The organism is Mycolicibacterium gilvum (genome assembly GCF_900454025.1).
GTDB lineage: Bacteria > Actinomycetota > Actinomycetes > Mycobacteriales > Mycobacteriaceae > Mycobacterium > Mycobacterium gilvum.
On the sequence record NZ_UGQM01000001.1, the window covers coordinates 1,601,374 to 1,617,286 of the forward strand.

The following is a 15,913-nucleotide window of genomic DNA, read 5'->3' on the forward strand; positions in this document are numbered from 1 at the left end:
TTCCGCTTTCCGACCTTCGGCGCAGCCTCAATTTCTTTCGCGATTCGGGTGTAGTTCGTCAACGTCAGACTGACCAACTACACCCGAATCGCGTGGTGTGCTGGCGCTAGCTCGGCACGTAGTCGAACGTGTCGGGATTCGGGCCGATCCGCCCGGCCTCACCCTTGTCCAGGCCTGAGACGGCGTCGAAGTCCTCCGCGCCGAGCTCGAAGTCGAACAGTGCGAAGTTGTCCTTGATCCGTTGCAGCGTCACCGATTTCGGGAAGACGATGTCGCCGCGCTGGATGTGCCACCGCAGCACCACCTGCGCCGGCGTCTTGCCGGTCGCCTCGGCGATGCGGGTGACGACCGGATCGTCGAGAACCTTGCCCTGCGCGATGGGGGACCACGCCTCGGTCGCGATGCCGTGCTCCGTGCCGTAGGCGCGCACCTCGTCGTTGGCGAAGTACGGGTGCACCTCGATCTGGTTGACCGCGGGCACCGTGTCGGTCTCGTCGGCCAGCCGCTGCAGGTGAGCCACCTGGAAGTTCGACACCCCGATGCTGCGGGCGCGCCCGTCCTTCGTGAACTCCTCCAAGGTCTTCCACGTCGAGACGAAGTCGCCGTCATACAGCGTGGGCAGCGGCCAGTGGATCAGAAACAGGTCGACGTAGTCGAATTCGAGCGCCTTGAGGGTTTCGTCGAAGGCACGGCGGGCGTCCTCCGGCGTGTGGAAACCGTTGTTCAGCTTGCTCGTAACGAAGACATCGCCCCGGTCGATGCCGGAGTTGCGGATGCCCTGACCGACACCCTTCTCGTTCTGGTACATCTGCGCGGTGTCGATGTGGCGGTAGCCCACCTCCAGCGCCTGCCGCACCACATCGGCGGTGTCCTCGGGCGAGATCTGGTACACACCGAATCCCAGCTGCGGGATGCTCGCGCCGTCGTTCAGTTCGATCGCGGGTACGTGTGTCAACTTGTTCCTCCTTGTCGTCGGCGACAGCGTGCCCTTCCGGTCACCGCTGCAAACCCGTTGTGACGCCGATGTCAGCTCTCCCGCAGCGCAGCCAGGAGTCGGCGGGCTGCGTGCACGCGGCCCTCGGCCGCGCCGGTCAGCGCATCGAGTGCGCAGCCCGGGTCCGCCGGCGGGCCCATGTGGCCGCAGCCGCGCGGACAGCCGTCGATCGCGTCGGCGAGATCGGAGAAGGCCATCACCACGTCGTCGGGTGCGATGTGCGCCAGGCCGAACGACCGGATACCCGGCGTGTCGACCACCCACCCGCCGTGGAGCAGGGGCAACGCCACCGACTGCGTCGAGGTGTGCCGACCCCGGCCGATGTCGGTCACCGCACCCGTGGCCCGATCAGCCTCGGGGACAAGACGATTGACCAAGGTCGACTTTCCGACACCGGAGTGGCCCAGTAGTGCGGTGACCTTGTTGGCCAGCAGCGCGTCCACCGTCTCCAGCGCATCGTCGCGGCCCGCGGTGAGGACCGTCAGGTCGAGGTCGCGGAACTGCTCGGCGAACGGTTCGGCGGGTGCCAGGTCGGTCTTGGTGAGGCACAGGATCGGGACGAGCCCGCCGGCGTAGGCCGCGATCAGCGCCCGCTCGACCAGGCCGGTGCGCGGTGGCGGGTCGGCCAGGGCCACCACGATCAACAGCTGATCGGCGTTGGCGACGACGACGCGCTCGGTCGGATCGGTGTCATCGGCGGTGCGCCGCAGGACAGTTCGTCGTTCACCGCGGCGCACGATGCGCGCCAGCGTGTCGGTGCGGCCGGACAGGTCGCCGACGATGTCGACGTCGTCGCCGACGACGATCGGGGTGCGGCCGAGCTCGCGGGCCCGCATCGCCGTGACGCGGCGCCCGGGATCGTTGCCGAGCACGCATCCCCACCGGCCCCGATCGACCGTGACCACCATCGCGTGTTCGGCGTCGGCGTGCACGGGGCGGGTCTTGGTCCGCGGACGCGAGCCGCGTCCGGGGCGCACCCGGACATCGGTCTCGTCGTACTCGCGGGGACTCAACGGCCCGGGGTCTCCCTCGCCGAGGGGCCCTGCTGCAGGTCGTCGGTCTGCCCGCCGAGCATGTCGGCCCACAGCTGCGGAAAGTCCGGGAGGGTCTTGGCGGTCGTGCCGATGTCCTCGACCTCGATCCCGGGTACCCGCAGCCCGATGATCGCGCCCGCGGTGGCCATCCGGTGGTCGGCGTAGGAGGACCAGGTGCCGCCGTGCATCTCGCGCGCCGTGATCACCAGACCGTCCTCGGTCTCTTCGCACTGGCCGCCGATGCCGTTGATCTCGGTGCTCAGCGCCGCCAACCGGTCGGTCTCGTGCCCTCGCAGATGGGCGATGCCGCGCAGCCGCGACACCGAGCCGGGATCGGAGAGCGCGGCCATCGCCGCGACCGACGGGGCGAGCTCGCCGACATCACGCAGATCCACGTCGATGCCACCGTAGTTCGTCGCACCCTGGACTTCGAGGTACGAACTACCCTTGCGCACTTCGCCATTGAGGCCGGCGAGGATTTTCAGGATGGTGTCGGCGGGCTGGATGCTCACCGTCGGCCACCCGGTGATGCGCACCGCGCCCCCGCTCACCACGGCGGCCGCCAGGAACGGGACCGAATTCGACAGGTCCGGCTCGATGACCCAGTCCCGCGCCCCGATGGGGCCCGGCGACACCCGCCACCGGTCCGGCGCCGAGTCGTCGACCTCCACTCCGGCGTCGCGCAGCATCGACACCGTCATCGCGATGTGCGGGGCCGAGGGCACGGAGTCGCCGGTGTGCACGATCGTCAGGCCGTCGGTGAACGCGGCGCCGGACAGCAACAGCCCGGACACGAACTGCGACGAACCCGACGCGTCGATCTCGACCGTCCCGCCCGCGACCGTTCCCGTGCCGCGCACCGCGAACGGCAACCCGTCGCCGTCGATGTCGACGCCGAGCGTGCGCAGGCCGTCCAACAGAGGGGCGATCGGGCGGGACCGCGCCTGCTCGTCGCCGTCGAAGGTGACGGTCTGTGCGCTCAGCGCGGCGATCGGCGGCACGAACCTCAGCACGGTCCCGGCGAGCCCGCAGTCCACCCGGGCCTCGGCCGCTGGGGCGAGCGTCCCGCTGACCGTGAGGTCGGCGGGATCGCTGTCGGAGGCCGCGACCGACAGGCCGAGCGTCTCCAGCGCGCCGATCATCAGGTCGGTGTCGCGGCTGCGCAACGCACCGCTGATGCGCGACGAGCCTTCCCGCGCGGCCAGCGCCGCGAGCACCAGCGCGCGGTTGGTCTGCGATTTCGAGCCGGGCACGGTGACGGTCGCGTGGACGGGGGTCGCGGTCGACGGGGCCGGCCAGTTGCTCACACCGACCATTCTGGCCTGTCGGGACTTTCTGCCACCATGGGGTTCATGTGCGGGCGATTCGCGGTGACCACCGATCCGGCGTTACTGGCCGAAAAGATCAAGGCCATCGACGAGAGCACGGCGGCGTCGAAGGACCGGCCGACGGCCGACTACCCGACGGCCAACTACCCCACTGCCAACTACAACGTCGCGCCGACCACCACGGTCGCCACGGTGGTCAAACGGCACAGCGAGCCGGAGGACGAGTCGACGCGCCGGGTGCGGTTGATGCGCTGGGGTCTGGTGCCGCCGTGGGTAAAGGCCGGCGAGGACGGTGGGCCCGACACCAAGAGCGGCCCCCTGCTCATCAACGCGCGATCGGACAAGGTGACCTCGTCGCCGGCGTTCCGCAGCTCCGCGAAGACGAAGCGCTGCCTGGTGCCGATGGACGGCTGGTACGAGTGGAAGGGCACCAAGGGCGCGAAGACGCCGTACTACATGTATGCGGGCGACGGGGAACCGCTGTTCATGGCGGGGCTGTGGACCACCTGGCGCCCCAAGGACGCGCCGAAAGGTGCCAAGCCGCTGTTGAGCTGCACGATCATCACCACCGACGCGGCCGCGCAGCTCGCCGACATCCACGACCGGATGCCGTTGACGATCAGCGAGCCCGACTGGGACCGCTGGCTCGACCCCGATGCGCCGATCGATGAGGGGCTGCTGCGCGGGCACGGCGACCTGGACCGCATCGAGATCCGCGAGGTGTCGAGGCTGGTGAACAGTGTCCGCAACAACGGGCCCGAGCTCATCGAGCCGGTCACGCCGCAGGCCGAACAGGGCACGTTGCTGTGACCGGACCGCTGCACGCGGGCTCCGTCGTCGACGCGATCGCGGCCGACATGCGGTCGGCGAACTACACCACCGACGGCGTCGCTGATCTTCTCGGCGCCGACGCGGGCGCGGCGTTCAGCCGGGGGCTGTGGTGGTCGGCGTTGCGCGCCACCGACCGGGCCGCGGCGGACCGGGAACGCCTCGCCACGCTGATCCGGTTGTTCCTGCTCGGCACCGAGGAGGCCCAGGACCGGGTGGCGCTCGCCGTCCCCACTTCCGACGTCGACGCGCTGATCGACAACGGGGTGCTGGAGCAGACCCCCGACGGTGCGTTGCGGGCCGCGTTGGACATCCGCCCGACCAGCGACGGAGCCGCCGACTTTCTGGTGGTCTCCGACCAGGACGCCGCGCTGCGCGCCGGCCCGGTGCGGCGCGACCACGTCCTGGGCATCGGGGGAGCGTCGGTCTCACTCGCCCACGCCGTGGTCCGCGATCCGGTCGGGCGTGCCCTCGATCTCGGCATTGGCTGCGGGATCCAGGCGCTGCACCTCGAGGCGCACTGCGACGAGATCGTCGCGACCGACACCAACCCGAGGGCGCTGGCGCTGGCCGCCGCGACCGCGCGGCTCAACGGGATGTCGTGGGATCTGCGGTGCGGCAGCATGTTCGAGCCCGTCGCCGGGGAACGCTTCGACCTCATCGTGTCCAATCCGCCGTTCGTGGTGGGCACCGGGTCACTGGACTACATCTACCGCGACTCGGGCATGGCCGGAGACGGCCTGTGCCAGAACCTGATCGCACAGGTCCGCGATCACCTCCGTCCCGGCGGCACTGCTCAGATCATGGCGAACTGGATCGTGCGCGACCCGCAGAACTGGCAGGAGCGTGTCCACGGGTGGCTGGCGGACACCGGTCTGCACGCCTGGGTGGTGCAGCGCGAGTTCGCCGATCCGGTCAGCTACGTGTCGTTGTGGACCTCGGATGCGGGGGAGTCGCCGGAACAGGCCGCGCGCCGTGGGGGCGAGTGGCTGGACTGGTTCGACGCCGAGGGCATCGCCGGGGTCGGAATGGGCATGATCACCCTGCGCGCCCCGCGCGACGGCGAAACCCGTTCGCCCGACCAGGTCGTCGAGGAGATCACCGGCGCCGGCGAGGCGCTGACCGGTCCTGAGGTCGGCGCGTTCTTCGCTCGCCGCGAGTATCTGGACCGCACCGGCGACGAGCAGCTTCTCGCTGCGAAGCTGTCTACAGCCCCGGTCTTCCTGGAGGAGCAGTCGCTCCCGGGCCCGGACGGGTGGCAGGTGGTCGGGTCCGCGGTTCGCCGCCCCGGCGGCCCAGCGGCGGTGATCGGCGTCGACGAGGTGTCGCGCGCACTGTTCGCGGGCTGCCGCGGCGAGGTGCCGCTCGGAACATTGATCGAGCTGCTGGCCGGCTACCACGGGGTCGATGCGGACGCGCTGGCCGACGCGGCCATGCCGGTGGTCCGCGAGGCGATCGGACGCGGCATCCTTTATGAGGCCGGGTGAGTTCTCAGCCACGCAGCGTCGCGGTGACCACGACGTAGGGCGACAGGAACGCGACGGACCCGGACGGCTCCAGGTGGGGCCGCAGCGCATCCTCGAATTCCGCTGCGAGACGCGCACGTTGCGATGAATCCGCCCGACGGAAGGTCTCGACGTGCATCGGTGATTCCGAGGTGAGGAAGCGCATCGCCGCGGTCATCGATTCGAACTCCCACCGATGATCGCCGCGGCGGACGTCGACACCGTCGAACTGCGAGCCCAGTCGCTCGGTCAGGACGGCTTCGTCACCCCACTGATCGGGGGAGAACGTCGAGGTCGCCGGCGGTCCGAGCACAGCGAGCACCGGGTCGAACAGGGGGTTGCTCACGCTGCGGACCCACGACGAAAAGGCGAACACGCCACCGGGTTTGAGCAACCGGGCGACCTCGGCGACCTGCCGTGCGGGTTCGACGAAGATGATGCCCATGTTGGACACCGCCGCGTCGAACGACGTCGCGGGCAGGCCGGTGTCCGAGGCGTCGCCGGTGCGCCAGCGCACCGCGGCGGCGCCGTCGCGTTCGGCGGCGATGGCGATCAGCTCCGGTGTGATGTCGACGCCCGTCACCCGGGCGCCGCGCGCCGCGGCGTCGAGAGCCGCGCTGCCGGTGCCGCACGCGAGGTCGACGACGGCCGCATCGCGCAGCGGTCGGCGAGCGTCGGCGGCGTCGACGACCTCACGGGCGATCGGGGCGATGCGGTCGCCGACCGCGTCGTAGCGTCCGGCGGACCAGAATGTCGAGGAGGTCACGGGCCCAGCGTGCCACGGCCGGCGCGCACCGGGCTAGGGGCCGGTGTAGCCCGGGGGATTGGCGGAGTCGACCCAGAAGTCCACTCCGAGTTCGGAACCCGGCACGCAGTCGTACACCGACAGGTCCGTCACCCCGGCCTCCAGCAGCACGTCCTCGCACAACAGCGTGTTGCCGGTGAAGCTCGAGGGTTTGGTCAGGATCGCGTAGGCCGCATCGGAGTACACCTCGGGCTTGCGGGAGCGCGCCATCGACTCGTCACCGCCGAGCAGGTTCTGCACGGCCGCCGTCGCCACCATGGTCCGGGGCCACAGCGTGTTCGACGCGATGCCCGCATCGCGCAATTCTTCAGCAATCCCCAACGCGCACAAGGTCATTCCGAACTTCGCCATCATGTACGGCGTCGGGCGCAGCCACTTGGACTCCAGCAGGATGGGCGGTGAGAGGGTCAGGATATGCGGGTTGTCGCGGCCCTTCATGTGCGGAATGCACGCCTGCGACACCGCGTAGGTCCCGCGCACCTGGATGCCGTTCATCAGGTCGAAGCGTTTGAGCGGAACGTCTTCGATCGAGCCGAGATTGATCGCCGAGGCGTTGTTCACGCAGATGTCGATGCCACCGAACTTCTCGACGGCCTGTGCCACCGCGGCGGCCACCGAGTCGCCGTCGCGGACGTCGCCGACGATGGGAAGCGCCTGCCCACCGGCCTCCTCGATCTCCTCGGCCGCGGTGTAGACGGTGCCCGGCAGCTTCGGATGAGGTTCGGCCGTCTTGGCGACCAGCGCGATGTTGGCGCCGTCCGCGGCGGCCCGCTTGGCGATCGCGAGGCCGATACCGCGGCTCGCGCCCGAGATGAACATGGTCTTACCCGCAAGAGACATGCGCCCACCCTAGAGCGCGCAGATGTCGTCGGTCACGGCATTGGTGAGCCGTACCAGGTCCCGCGGATCCAGCGAGACGTCCCATCCACGCTTGCCCGCGCTGCACAGGATCCGGTCCCAGTTCAGCGCCGACGCGTCGACGACGGTGGGCAGTGCCTTGCGTTGACCGAGCGGTGAGATGCCGCCGACGACGTATCCGGACGATCGCTGCGCAGCGGCCGGATCGGCCATCGTGGCCTTCGCGGCGCCCAGCGCCGCGGCGGCCGCCTTCAGGGAGAGCTTCGACGGCACGGGCAGGACCGCCACACCCAGACCTCCGGGGAGCGACACCACCAGCGTCTTGAAGATCTGCTCGGGTGCGAGGCCGCCGGCGCCCGCAAGCTCGCTGACGGCCTCGTCGCCGAACGACTCGGTGCGCGGGTCGTGGTGGTACTGCACGACGTCGTGGGCAACGCCCGCCGCGACCAGAGCTGCGATCGCCGGTGTCGCTGCACGTGCCACCGGGACAGCGTAGGCCGCCGCGGCGCGGGAACAAGCTCGCCCGCGCGCGCTGTTGTTCTGACCGGCTGAGCGGGAATCAGAGCCGGTCACCGGTGGTCGTCGGTGTCAGCCTCTAGGATCTGGAGAGGAATCAATGGTGCCAGTGATGGCCATGAAAGCCCCATCGCGTTCGGTGTTCGTGCTGGACGTGATCGGCGGCGCCGCTACAGAAGGGACGGTGTTCCCCACGATGACCGACACCAACGGGCTGGCCGCCTCACCCGCGCCGGCCGACGCGGGCGAGGCGCGGGAGGAGACCGACGCCGAGCTGACCGCGCGATTCGAGCGTGACGCCATCCCGCTGCTCGACCAGCTCTACGGCGGCGCGCTGCGGATGACGCGCAATCCGGCCGACGCCGAGGACCTGCTCCAGGAGACGATGGTCAAGGCCTATTCGGGGTTCCGTTCGTTCCGGGAGGGAACCAACCTCAAGGCGTGGCTGTACCGGATCCTGACGAACACCTACATCAACAGCTATCGCAAGAAGCAGCGTCAGCCTGCGGAGTATCCGACCGAGGAGATCACCGACTGGCAGCTGGCCGCCAACGCCGAGCACACCTCGACGGGGCTGCGCTCGGCCGAGGTCGAGGCGCTCGAGCTGCTTCCCGACAGCGAGATCAAGGAAGCTCTGCAGGCGCTGCCGGAAGACTTCCGGATGGCGGTGTACTACGCCGACGTCGAGGGCTTCCCGTACAAGGAGATCGCCGAGATCATGGAGACGCCGATCGGCACGGTGATGTCGCGTCTGCATCGCGGGAGACGCCAGCTGCGCGAACTGCTGGCCGGGGTCGCCCGGGATCGCGGATTCATTCGCGGCGAGCAGCTTGAGGCACCCGAGGAGGTCACGTCATGAGCGGTATCGAGGGCGGCGGGGGCGTCACGGACAACCCGGAGGAACGCTGGACTCCGCCGGTGGGCCCGATCGACCCCGAGCATCCCGAATGCGCCGCGGTGATCGCCGAGGTGTGGACGCTGCTCGACGGTGAGTGCACCGTCGAGACGCGCGACAAACTCCGGCAGCATCTCGAAGAGTGCCCTGCCTGCCTACGGCATTACGGCGTCGAGGAGAAGATCAAACGCCTGATCGCGGCCAAGTGCAGCGGCGAGCGCGCACCCGAGGGCTTCCGGGAGCGGCTGCGCATCCAGATCAGCCAGACCACGATCATCCGTCAGGGCTGACTCCCGAACACGAAACCGCCCGGCCTCGCGACGAGGCCGGGCGGTTTCGTTGCTGTCAGCGAGAGGTCAGCGACCTACGGACTTCGAGCCGGCGTTGGGCCGCTTGCCGTGGTTGGCCTTGGAGTGCTTGCGGTCACGCTTCTTACGGCCACGCTTGGCCATGGGGTACCTCCGAGTAGTCGATGGGAACTGCCCCGCGCGGGGGTGGGTTGCGCTCATTGTCGCATGTCCGCTGTGCGACACCAATTTGCCCGCGGACCGTCACCGGCGACAGCGGCACCGACGGTGTGGTTCGATGGGACGCGTCCAGCACCGGAGTTGAGGGAGTGGGGTGAAGATGGCCGAGGATGTTCGCGCGGAAATCGTGGCCAGTGTGCTCGAGGTCGTGGTTCACGAAGGCGATCAGATCGGTGAAGGCGACACCCTGGTGCTGCTCGAATCGATGAAGATGGAGATCCCCGTCCTCGCCGAGGTCGCCGGAACCGTCAGCAAGGTCAGCGTGTCGGTCGGCGACGTGATCCAGGCCGGCGATCTGATCGCGGTCATCAGTTAGCTCTGACCTCGTACAACACCGCGACCACGTTCTCTTCCTAGACTTCTCAGGCCATGTCGACCCTCGGTGATCTGCTCGCCGAGCACACGATTCTGCCCGGCAACGCCGTCGACCACCTTCATGCGGTGGTCGGCGAGTGGCAGCTGCTCGCCGACCTATCCTTCGCGGACTACCTGATGTGGGTGCGCCGCGACGACGGCCACCTCGTGTGCGTGGCCCAGGTGCGTCCCAACACCGCTCCGACGGTGCTGCTGGCCGACGCGGTGGGCACCCTCGCCGAAGCCGACGACATCCCGATCGTGGCCGCCGCGTTCCGTTCCGGCGACATCGGTCGGGCCACCGTCGACGGTGAGTTCGGTTCGCCCGGGCTCAACGTCGAGGCGGTTCCGGTGCGCCACGGCAGCGACGTCGTCGCGGTGCTGACCCACCAGACATCGCTGGCGCCGCGTCAGGCCAGCCCGCTGGAGGCCGCCTATGTCGACTGCGCCGGCGATCTGCTGCACATGCTGTCGGAGGGCACGTTCCCCAACGTTGGGGACCTGGCGATGTCACGGTCGAGCCCGCGCGTCGGTGACGGCTTCATCCGGCTCGACGAGGCCGGCGTGGTCACCTTCGCCAGCCCGAACGCGATCTCGGCGTACCACCGCATGGGGCTGTCCGCCGAGCTGGAGGGCCACAACCTCGTCACCGTCACCAGGCCGTTGATCGCGGATACCTTCGAGGCGCAGGAACTGGCCAATCACGTCCGTGATTCGCTCGCGGGCGGATCGAGCATGCGCATGGAGGTGGACGCCGGCGGGGCGACCGTTCTGCTGCGTACGTTGCCGCTGGGGGTGCACGGCGTGGGCGTGGGGGCTGCGGTGCTGATCCGCGACGTCACCGAGGTGAAGCGGCGTGACCGTGCGCTGCTGTCGAAGGATGCGACGATCCGCGAGATTCATCACCGGGTGAAGAACAACCTGCAGACCGTCGCCGCGCTGCTGCGCCTGCAGGCGCGCCGGACCAACAACCCGGAAGGTCGCGAGGCGCTGATGGAGTCGGTGCGCCGGGTGTCGTCGATCGCGCTCGTCCACGACGCGCTGTCGATGTCGGTGGACGAGGAGGTCAACCTCGACGAGGTCATCGACCGCATCCTGCCGATCATGAATGACGTTGCGGCGGTGGACTCTCCGATCAGGATCAACCGTGTCGGCGATCTCGGTGTGCTCGATGCGGACCGTGCGACGGCCCTGACGATGGTGATCACCGAGTTGGTCCAGAACGCGATGGAGCACGCCTTCGACGCGGAGACGCCGCAGGGCTGCGTGACGATCCGCGCGCAGCGGTCGGCCCGCTGGCTCGACGTCATCGTGCACGACGACGGGCGCGGTCTGCCCGAGGGATTCAGCCTGGAGAAGTCGGATCGACTGGGTCTGCAGATCGTGCGCACGCTGGTCTCGGCGGAGCTCGACGGATCACTGGGCATGCACGAGGCGGCCGAGGGCGGCACCGATGTGGTCCTGCGGGTGCCCATCGGACGGCGCGTGCGCGTCAGTCAGTACTGACGCTTTATGCCATTTCTGTTAGGCCTGATTTCAGTTGAATTGATTACACACGAGTACGGCCCCGACTTTTGTCGGGGCCGTATCGGTGTAGATCGAGGAGCGCTCAGACGTTCGTGCGGGCCTTCGTCCGGGCGTTGCGACGCTTGAGCGCACGGCGCTCGTCCTCGCTCATGCCGCCCCACACGCCGGCGTCCTGGCCGGACTCCAAAGCCCAGCTCAGGCATTCCGCGGTGACCGGGCAGCGGTTGCAGACGAGCTTCGCGTCAGCGATCTGGGCAAGGGCCGGGCCGCTGTTTCCCACCGGGAAGAACAGTTCCGGATCCTCGTCGCGACAGATCGCCTTATGGCGCCAATCCATGGTCTGACTCCCTTTCATATGCGCGCAGAAGGGCGCATGAGCTTTACATCGGCTGTTAACGCAAAGGCACGAAATGTTTCCGTGCTGTTGCAATAGATGCTTTCACAGGCTGAACAGATGTCAATAGAACTTCGTTAACTCGTGGGCTATCTCACTTCAAGGGTCGGGTACCCGGGCCCTCACACTGCTGTACTACGCTCTACCCATCTGCGCCCGAAATCATGCGGGGCTTTCTCGGAACCTTTCTCCTGCCCACGCCGGTCTGCGCAGTTCAGCGCCCCATTCTCGCCGGTGGCGCGACCACCTGCAGAGCGCCGGGCACGGCGGTGAAACGCATCCTGTCGCGAGGCCCGAGGAAATCTCCGTCGATCTGGCATGCGACCGGGGTGTCGCTGGTCACCTCGACCCAGGCGAGGTCGTCGTCACGGATCAGGTGTTTGGCGTCCAGTCGGGGCTTGCGGGAGTTCATCTGCCGCGCCAGTCCCAGGTTGGCCCAGATGTTCATGCTCGTCGTCGCAAAGACACCCAGGCCCGTCTCGAAGGTGGTGTCGGGGTTCGTCCACACCGGACGCGAATTTGCGTACGTCCACGGGCTGGAGTTGGACACGAAGGCGAAATGCACCCCGCCGACGGGCTCCCGGCCGGGGAGGTGCAGCGTCAGCTGCGGCTCCTTGCGGGTCGCGGCCAGCATCTCGCGGACTGCGACGCGGATGTAGCGCGATGCGGTGACCTTGCGGCCCTTGGCGCGCTGCGCCTCGACGGCGGCCACCACGTCGCCGTCGACGCCCATGCCCGCGGTGAAGACACCCCAGCGTTCGCCGCAGTCCATCAAGCCGATACGCCGCCACGATCCTCCGCGCCGGAAGGCGCCGAGCAGGTCGACGAGCTGATTGGTGGCCTCGATCGGGTCCGGGCTGATGCCCAGCGCGCGGGCGAACACGTTGGCCGATCCGCCGGGAACCACCCCGACCGCGGGGGCGGGATTGCCCGGGCCGCACTGCCCGACGATGCCGTTGACGACCTCGTTCACGGTGCCGTCACCGCCGTGCACGATGACCACGTCGACACCCCCGCGGGCGGCGTCCTGCGCGATCTCGATCGCGTGGCCGCGGTGGTCGGTGTGCACCACCGACAGCTCGACGCGGCTTTCCAGCGCGTGCGCCAGCAGGTCTCGGCCCGCCGGCGTCGTCGACGTCGCATTGGGGTTCACGATCAGCACGGCACGCACGGGGCCCGAGCCTAGTGGGCGCGGAGGTCTCGGGGTCGCAAGTGCTCGTGCCGGGCGATGGCGCCGGTACCGTACAACGGTGACCGAACGCCGCCTGCTCCTCCTCAACGGGCCGAACCTGAACCTGCTGGGCACCCGGCAGCCCGAGGTGTACGGCTCGACGACCCTTGCCGAGATCGAAGCGAAGGTCGCCGAGGTGGCCAAGGACGCCGGTCTGCAGGTCCGTGCGGTCCAGAGCAATCACGAAGGTGTCCTCGTGGACGCGATCCACGCCGCCCGCACCGAATGCGTGGGCATCATCATCAACCCGGCCGCCTACAGCCACACCTCGGTGGCGATCGCCGACGCGCTGCGCTCGGTGGGCCTGCCCGTGGCCGAGGTGCACCTGAGCAACATCCACGCCAGGGAGGAGTTCCGCCACCACTCCTACGTGTCGGCGGTCGCGGACATGGTGGTCGCCGGCGCCGGACCCCTCGGCTACGAGATGGCCGTGCAGTTCCTGGCTGACAGGCTCGGGCCGTGACCTTCCGCGATTCCCGGATGTTCACGCCCCGCCCGGTGCGCCTCGCCGGCGCGATCGCCGCACTCGAAGGCGCACTGGCGCTTCTGATGGCCGTGGTGCTGGTGGTCCGCGAAGCGGCCGGTCACCACGAGGACGCCATCAGCGGATACGGGACCGCCGGGTGGTTCACGATCATGGGCTCGGGGGTGGCGGCGGCCGGCTGGGCGCTGTGGACGGGCCGACGGTGGGGCCGCGGCATCGCGGTGTTCGCGAACCTGGTGCTGCTGCCCGTGGCCTGGTACGTGTTCAGTTCCGGCTGGGCGGGCTACGCGGCGGTCGTGGCGGCCGCGGCGATCACGGTGCTGGCCGGGTTGTTCAGCCCGTCGGGGCTGCACTGGCTCACTCAGGAACCCGACCCGGGCACGTCGCGGGAGGCCAGCTCCGACAGGCCGGGCCCCGACACCCGGTAGGTGATCCATTCGGTCTGCGGCTTCCCGCCGACACCGTCGTAGAGCGCGATCGCGTTGGCGTTCCAGTCCAGGACCGCCCAGCTGAGCCGCGAGTAACCGTTGTCGACGCACTCGCGCGCGAGGGTGGCGAGCAGCTTGCGCCCGAGGCCGCGCCTGCGGAACTGCGGGCGCACGAACAGGTCTTCCAGGTAGATCCCGGCCACGCCGTCCCACGTCGAGTAGTTGCGGAACCACAGCGCGGTCGCGGCAGCCTGTCCGTCGACCTCGACGATGTGCCCGTACACCGCCGGATCGGGACCGAAAAGCGCTTGCGCAAGCCGACTTTCGGTGACGGTGCATTCCTCGGCGGCGTGCTCGAACTCGGCGAGCTCGTGGATCATCGCCGTCAGTTCCGCCTCGTCGCCGGGGCGGACGGCACGGATGCAGATGTTTCCCCCGTCGCTTCGCTCGCCCCGCCTGCTCATGACTCGACTCCCAGCGCTGACAGGATGGTGCGGAACTTCGTGGTCGTCTCGTCGAGTTCGGCTCCGGGATCGGATTCGGCGACAATGCCGCCCCCGGAATGCGCCAGCGCGGTGTGGCGGTCGGCGGACAGTTGCGCGCACCGGATCGACACCACCCAGCGGCCGTCTCCGCGCTGATCGCACCACCCGACCGCGCCGGCGTAGAACCCGCGATCGCCCTCCAGTTCGTCGATCAACGCGACCGCGCGGTCGGTGGGGGACCCGCCGACGGCCGGGGTCGGGTGCAGTGCGACGGCGAGATCCAAAGCGGTCGTGGACCTTTCGCGCAGCGTCGCGGTGATCGGCGTGTAGAGATGCCAGACCGCGGCGGTCCTGGTCAGCTGGGGCCGCGGCGCGATCTGCAGGTCGGTGCACAACGGCTCCAGCGCGGCGCGCAGCGCGTCGACCACCAGCTGGTGTTCGTGACGGTTCTTGTCCGATTCGACGAGGGCGGCACCGCTGGCGGCGTCGTCCTCGGGGTCGGGCCTGCGGGGGGCGGAGCCGGCGAACGGGCGGCACAGCACCTGCCTGCCGTGGCGGGCGACCAGCAGTTCCGGACTGGCGCCGACCAGGGCGGTGCCCGAGTAGCCCTCACCGGCCGCGGACAGATCCACCAGGTACTTGGTCGCCTGCGCGTCCGCGGACGCCAGACGGTCCAGCACCGTCCTGGCGTCCAGGCGGCCCTGCGCGGTCAGCAGCAGCGCGCGGGCGAGCACGACCTTGTCCAGCGGGTCGGCCGGATCGCGCAACCGGGCCAGGGCCACCCCGATACGCCGGCGGTGCTCATCGGCGTCGGGGGACGTCTCGGTGATCTCGGTCGACGCCAGCTCACGCCCGGGTCCCTCCGGCATCACGTCGGTGAACCGCACCGACTGGGGGCGCATCAGGGCCGCGGGACGGGAGAGGTCGAAAGGCAACGCGCCCACCACAATCGGTGAACTGTGCGAGGCCAGCGCGGCCCGGGCGTCCGCGATGTGCGGGAAGGCGGTGTGCACGCCCTCGCCGACGACCACACCGTCGGGGCCGGCGAAGACGAACGTGGGTTCGCGGGTCACGTCGACACGGCCGGGTTGGGCAGACCGGTCTGGGCCAGCGCACTGAGCTGGCGCACACCGTGCTCGAAGCCGCACACCGCGATCGACGCCGCGGGCATCGCGAACCGGATGCCCTCGTAGACGGGCTGCTCGATCCAGCGGGTGATGACGGCGCGGGAGAAATGCCCATGCCCGACGAAGACCACATCGCGCGACTCCATGTGCCCCAGCGCAACGTCGATGGCCTGATCGGCCCGCGCACACACCTGCGCCGAGGTCTCGCCGCCCGGGCATCCGTGGGTCCAGACCAGCCAGTTCGGCACGGCCTTACGGATGTCGGCGGTGGTGGTGCCCTCGTAGTCGCCGTAATCCCATTCGCTCACCAGCGGGCTGACCTCGTCCACGGTCAGGCCGGCGAGATCGGCGGTCGTGGTGGCGCGCACCCGCGGGCTGCTCACCACGTAGGGATCGTCGAGTTCCATCTGCTTCAGCGTGTCTGCCGCGGCCCGGGCCTGTGCCCGGCCATGCTCGGTGAGCTCAAGTTCGGTACTGCTCGTATGCTTGCCCGATTTCGACCATTCCGTCTCACCGTGGCGGAGCAGGATCAGACGGTGCTGCAGGAGGCCCACAGAGTCCGATTCTGCCGTACGTCGAGGTTTGTCACACGA

At 69.1% G+C, this 15,913-nt stretch carries 20 protein-coding genes; 8 read left to right on the top strand and 12 right to left on the bottom strand.

Going from position 1 to position 15,913, the window contains the following annotated elements:
* Positions 1 to 106: 106 nt before the first annotated feature.
* From DYE23_RS07575 to aroA, 3 genes are all read right to left on the bottom strand, one after another.
* The gene (locus DYE23_RS07575) at positions 107 to 955 is read right to left on the bottom strand and encodes an aldo/keto reductase (RefSeq protein WP_011895532.1); all 849 of its coding nucleotides are present in this window, start codon (positions 953 to 955) and stop codon (positions 107 to 109) included.
* Positions 956 to 1,026: 71 nt separating this feature from the next.
* On the bottom strand, positions 1,027 to 2,007 hold the full coding sequence (gene rsgA, locus DYE23_RS07580; RefSeq protein WP_011895531.1) for a ribosome small subunit-dependent GTPase A: 981 nt from the start codon (positions 2,005 to 2,007) through the stop codon (positions 1,027 to 1,029).
* Positions 2,004 to 3,344 carry a 3-phosphoshikimate 1-carboxyvinyltransferase gene (gene aroA, locus DYE23_RS07585; protein ID WP_115326915.1) on the bottom strand — a complete coding sequence of 447 codons (1,341 nt, stop codon included), beginning with the start codon at positions 3,342 to 3,344 and terminating at the stop codon, positions 2,004 to 2,006. The genes rsgA and aroA overlap by 4 nt, the downstream gene beginning before the upstream one ends.
* 36 nt (positions 3,345 to 3,380) lie before the next feature.
* On the opposite strand from aroA, the gene DYE23_RS07590 reads away from it, so the two are divergent.
* Together DYE23_RS07590 and DYE23_RS07595 are read left to right on the top strand one after the other, a co-directional pair.
* Positions 3,381 to 4,166 carry an SOS response-associated peptidase gene (locus DYE23_RS07590; RefSeq protein WP_099962643.1) on the top strand — a complete coding sequence of 262 codons (786 nt, stop codon included), beginning with the start codon at positions 3,381 to 3,383 and terminating at the stop codon, positions 4,164 to 4,166.
* Between the two features lie 47 nt (positions 4,167 to 4,213).
* Positions 4,214 to 5,671 carry a DUF7782 domain-containing protein gene (locus DYE23_RS07595; protein WP_276051470.1) on the top strand — a complete coding sequence of 486 codons (1,458 nt, stop codon included), beginning with the start codon at positions 4,214 to 4,216 and terminating at the stop codon, positions 5,669 to 5,671.
* A gap of 4 nt (positions 5,672 to 5,675) precedes the next feature.
* On the opposite strand, the gene DYE23_RS07600 is transcribed toward DYE23_RS07595, so the two are convergent.
* Genes DYE23_RS07600 through DYE23_RS07610 form a run of 3 tightly spaced genes read right to left on the bottom strand, consistent with a single transcriptional unit; the run spans position 5,676 to position 7,835 of the window.
* Positions 5,676 to 6,455: a class I SAM-dependent methyltransferase gene (locus DYE23_RS07600; protein WP_115326917.1), complete on the bottom strand. Its 780-nt coding sequence runs from the start codon at positions 6,453 to 6,455 to the stop codon at positions 5,676 to 5,678.
* A gap of 33 nt (positions 6,456 to 6,488) precedes the next feature.
* Positions 6,489 to 7,334 carry an SDR family oxidoreductase gene (locus DYE23_RS07605; protein WP_115326918.1) on the bottom strand — a complete coding sequence of 282 codons (846 nt, stop codon included), beginning with the start codon at positions 7,332 to 7,334 and terminating at the stop codon, positions 6,489 to 6,491.
* Positions 7,335 to 7,343: 9 nt separating this feature from the next.
* Complete coding sequence (locus DYE23_RS07610; RefSeq protein ID WP_115326919.1) at positions 7,344 to 7,835, bottom strand: YbaK/EbsC family protein; 492 nt, start codon at positions 7,833 to 7,835, stop codon at positions 7,344 to 7,346.
* A 229-nt stretch (positions 7,836 to 8,064) separates the two neighbouring features.
* On the opposite strand from DYE23_RS07610, the gene DYE23_RS07615 reads away from it, so the two are divergent.
* Positions 8,065 to 8,727: a sigma-70 family RNA polymerase sigma factor gene (locus DYE23_RS07615; RefSeq protein ID WP_085978071.1), complete on the top strand. Its 663-nt coding sequence runs from the start codon at positions 8,065 to 8,067 to the stop codon at positions 8,725 to 8,727.
* Positions 8,724 to 9,053, top strand: coding sequence for a mycothiol system anti-sigma-R factor (rsrA, locus tag DYE23_RS07620; RefSeq protein ID WP_115326920.1), 330 nt, complete (start codon positions 8,724 to 8,726; stop codon positions 9,051 to 9,053). Before DYE23_RS07615 ends, rsrA begins: the two co-directional genes overlap by 4 nt.
* 66 nt (positions 9,054 to 9,119) lie before the next feature.
* Here the strand turns inward: rsrA and DYE23_RS32010 are convergent, their stop codons facing one another.
* Entirely contained in the window at positions 9,120 to 9,215 is a 96-nt protein-coding gene (locus DYE23_RS32010) for a 50S ribosomal protein bL37 (RefSeq protein WP_006245863.1), read from the bottom strand.
* Positions 9,216 to 9,390: 175 nt separating this feature from the next.
* Here DYE23_RS32010 and DYE23_RS07630 point away from each other — a divergent pair, with 175 nt between their 5' ends.
* Together DYE23_RS07630 and DYE23_RS07635 are read left to right on the top strand one after the other, a co-directional pair.
* Positions 9,391 to 9,606, top strand: a complete 216-nt coding sequence (locus DYE23_RS07630) for a biotin/lipoyl-binding carrier protein (RefSeq protein WP_006245864.1) — start codon at positions 9,391 to 9,393, stop codon at positions 9,604 to 9,606.
* 53 nt (positions 9,607 to 9,659) lie between these two features.
* A complete protein-coding gene (locus DYE23_RS07635) occupies positions 9,660 to 11,150 on the top strand; it encodes a two-component system sensor histidine kinase PdtaS (RefSeq protein WP_115326921.1) in 1,491 nt (496 codons plus the stop codon).
* A 103-nt stretch (positions 11,151 to 11,253) separates the two neighbouring features.
* Here the strand turns inward: DYE23_RS07635 and DYE23_RS07640 are convergent, their stop codons facing one another.
* Positions 11,254 to 11,508 carry a WhiB family transcriptional regulator gene (locus tag DYE23_RS07640; protein ID WP_011895521.1) on the bottom strand — a complete coding sequence of 85 codons (255 nt, stop codon included), beginning with the start codon at positions 11,506 to 11,508 and terminating at the stop codon, positions 11,254 to 11,256.
* A gap of 271 nt (positions 11,509 to 11,779) precedes the next feature.
* Entirely contained in the window at positions 11,780 to 12,736 is a 957-nt protein-coding gene (locus DYE23_RS07645) for a diacylglycerol/lipid kinase family protein (protein ID WP_011895520.1), read from the bottom strand.
* Positions 12,737 to 12,815: 79 nt separating this feature from the next.
* Here DYE23_RS07645 and aroQ point away from each other — a divergent pair, with 79 nt between their 5' ends.
* Positions 12,816 to 13,259 carry a type II 3-dehydroquinate dehydratase gene (gene aroQ, locus DYE23_RS07650; RefSeq protein ID WP_013472465.1) on the top strand — a complete coding sequence of 148 codons (444 nt, stop codon included), beginning with the start codon at positions 12,816 to 12,818 and terminating at the stop codon, positions 13,257 to 13,259.
* Entirely contained in the window at positions 13,256 to 13,708 is a 453-nt protein-coding gene (locus DYE23_RS07655; RefSeq protein WP_013472464.1) for a hypothetical protein, read from the top strand. The genes aroQ and DYE23_RS07655 overlap by 4 nt, the downstream gene beginning before the upstream one ends.
* On the opposite strand, the gene DYE23_RS07660 is transcribed toward DYE23_RS07655, so the two are convergent.
* From DYE23_RS07660 to DYE23_RS07670, 3 genes are read right to left on the bottom strand one after another with little or no spacing between them, the layout of a single operon-like run.
* Complete coding sequence (locus DYE23_RS07660; protein ID WP_115326922.1) at positions 13,642 to 14,172, bottom strand: GNAT family N-acetyltransferase; 531 nt, start codon at positions 14,170 to 14,172, stop codon at positions 13,642 to 13,644. The two genes, DYE23_RS07655 and DYE23_RS07660, sit on opposite strands and share 67 nt — an antisense overlap.
* Positions 14,169 to 15,266, bottom strand: a complete 1,098-nt coding sequence (locus tag DYE23_RS07665) for an isochorismate synthase (protein WP_013472462.1) — start codon at positions 15,264 to 15,266, stop codon at positions 14,169 to 14,171. The genes DYE23_RS07660 and DYE23_RS07665 overlap by 4 nt, the downstream gene beginning before the upstream one ends.
* Positions 15,263 to 15,874, bottom strand: coding sequence for an acid phosphatase (locus DYE23_RS07670; RefSeq protein WP_013472461.1), 612 nt, complete (start codon positions 15,872 to 15,874; stop codon positions 15,263 to 15,265). Before DYE23_RS07670 ends, DYE23_RS07665 begins: the two co-directional genes overlap by 4 nt.
* Between the last annotated feature and the right edge of the window lie 39 nt (positions 15,875 to 15,913).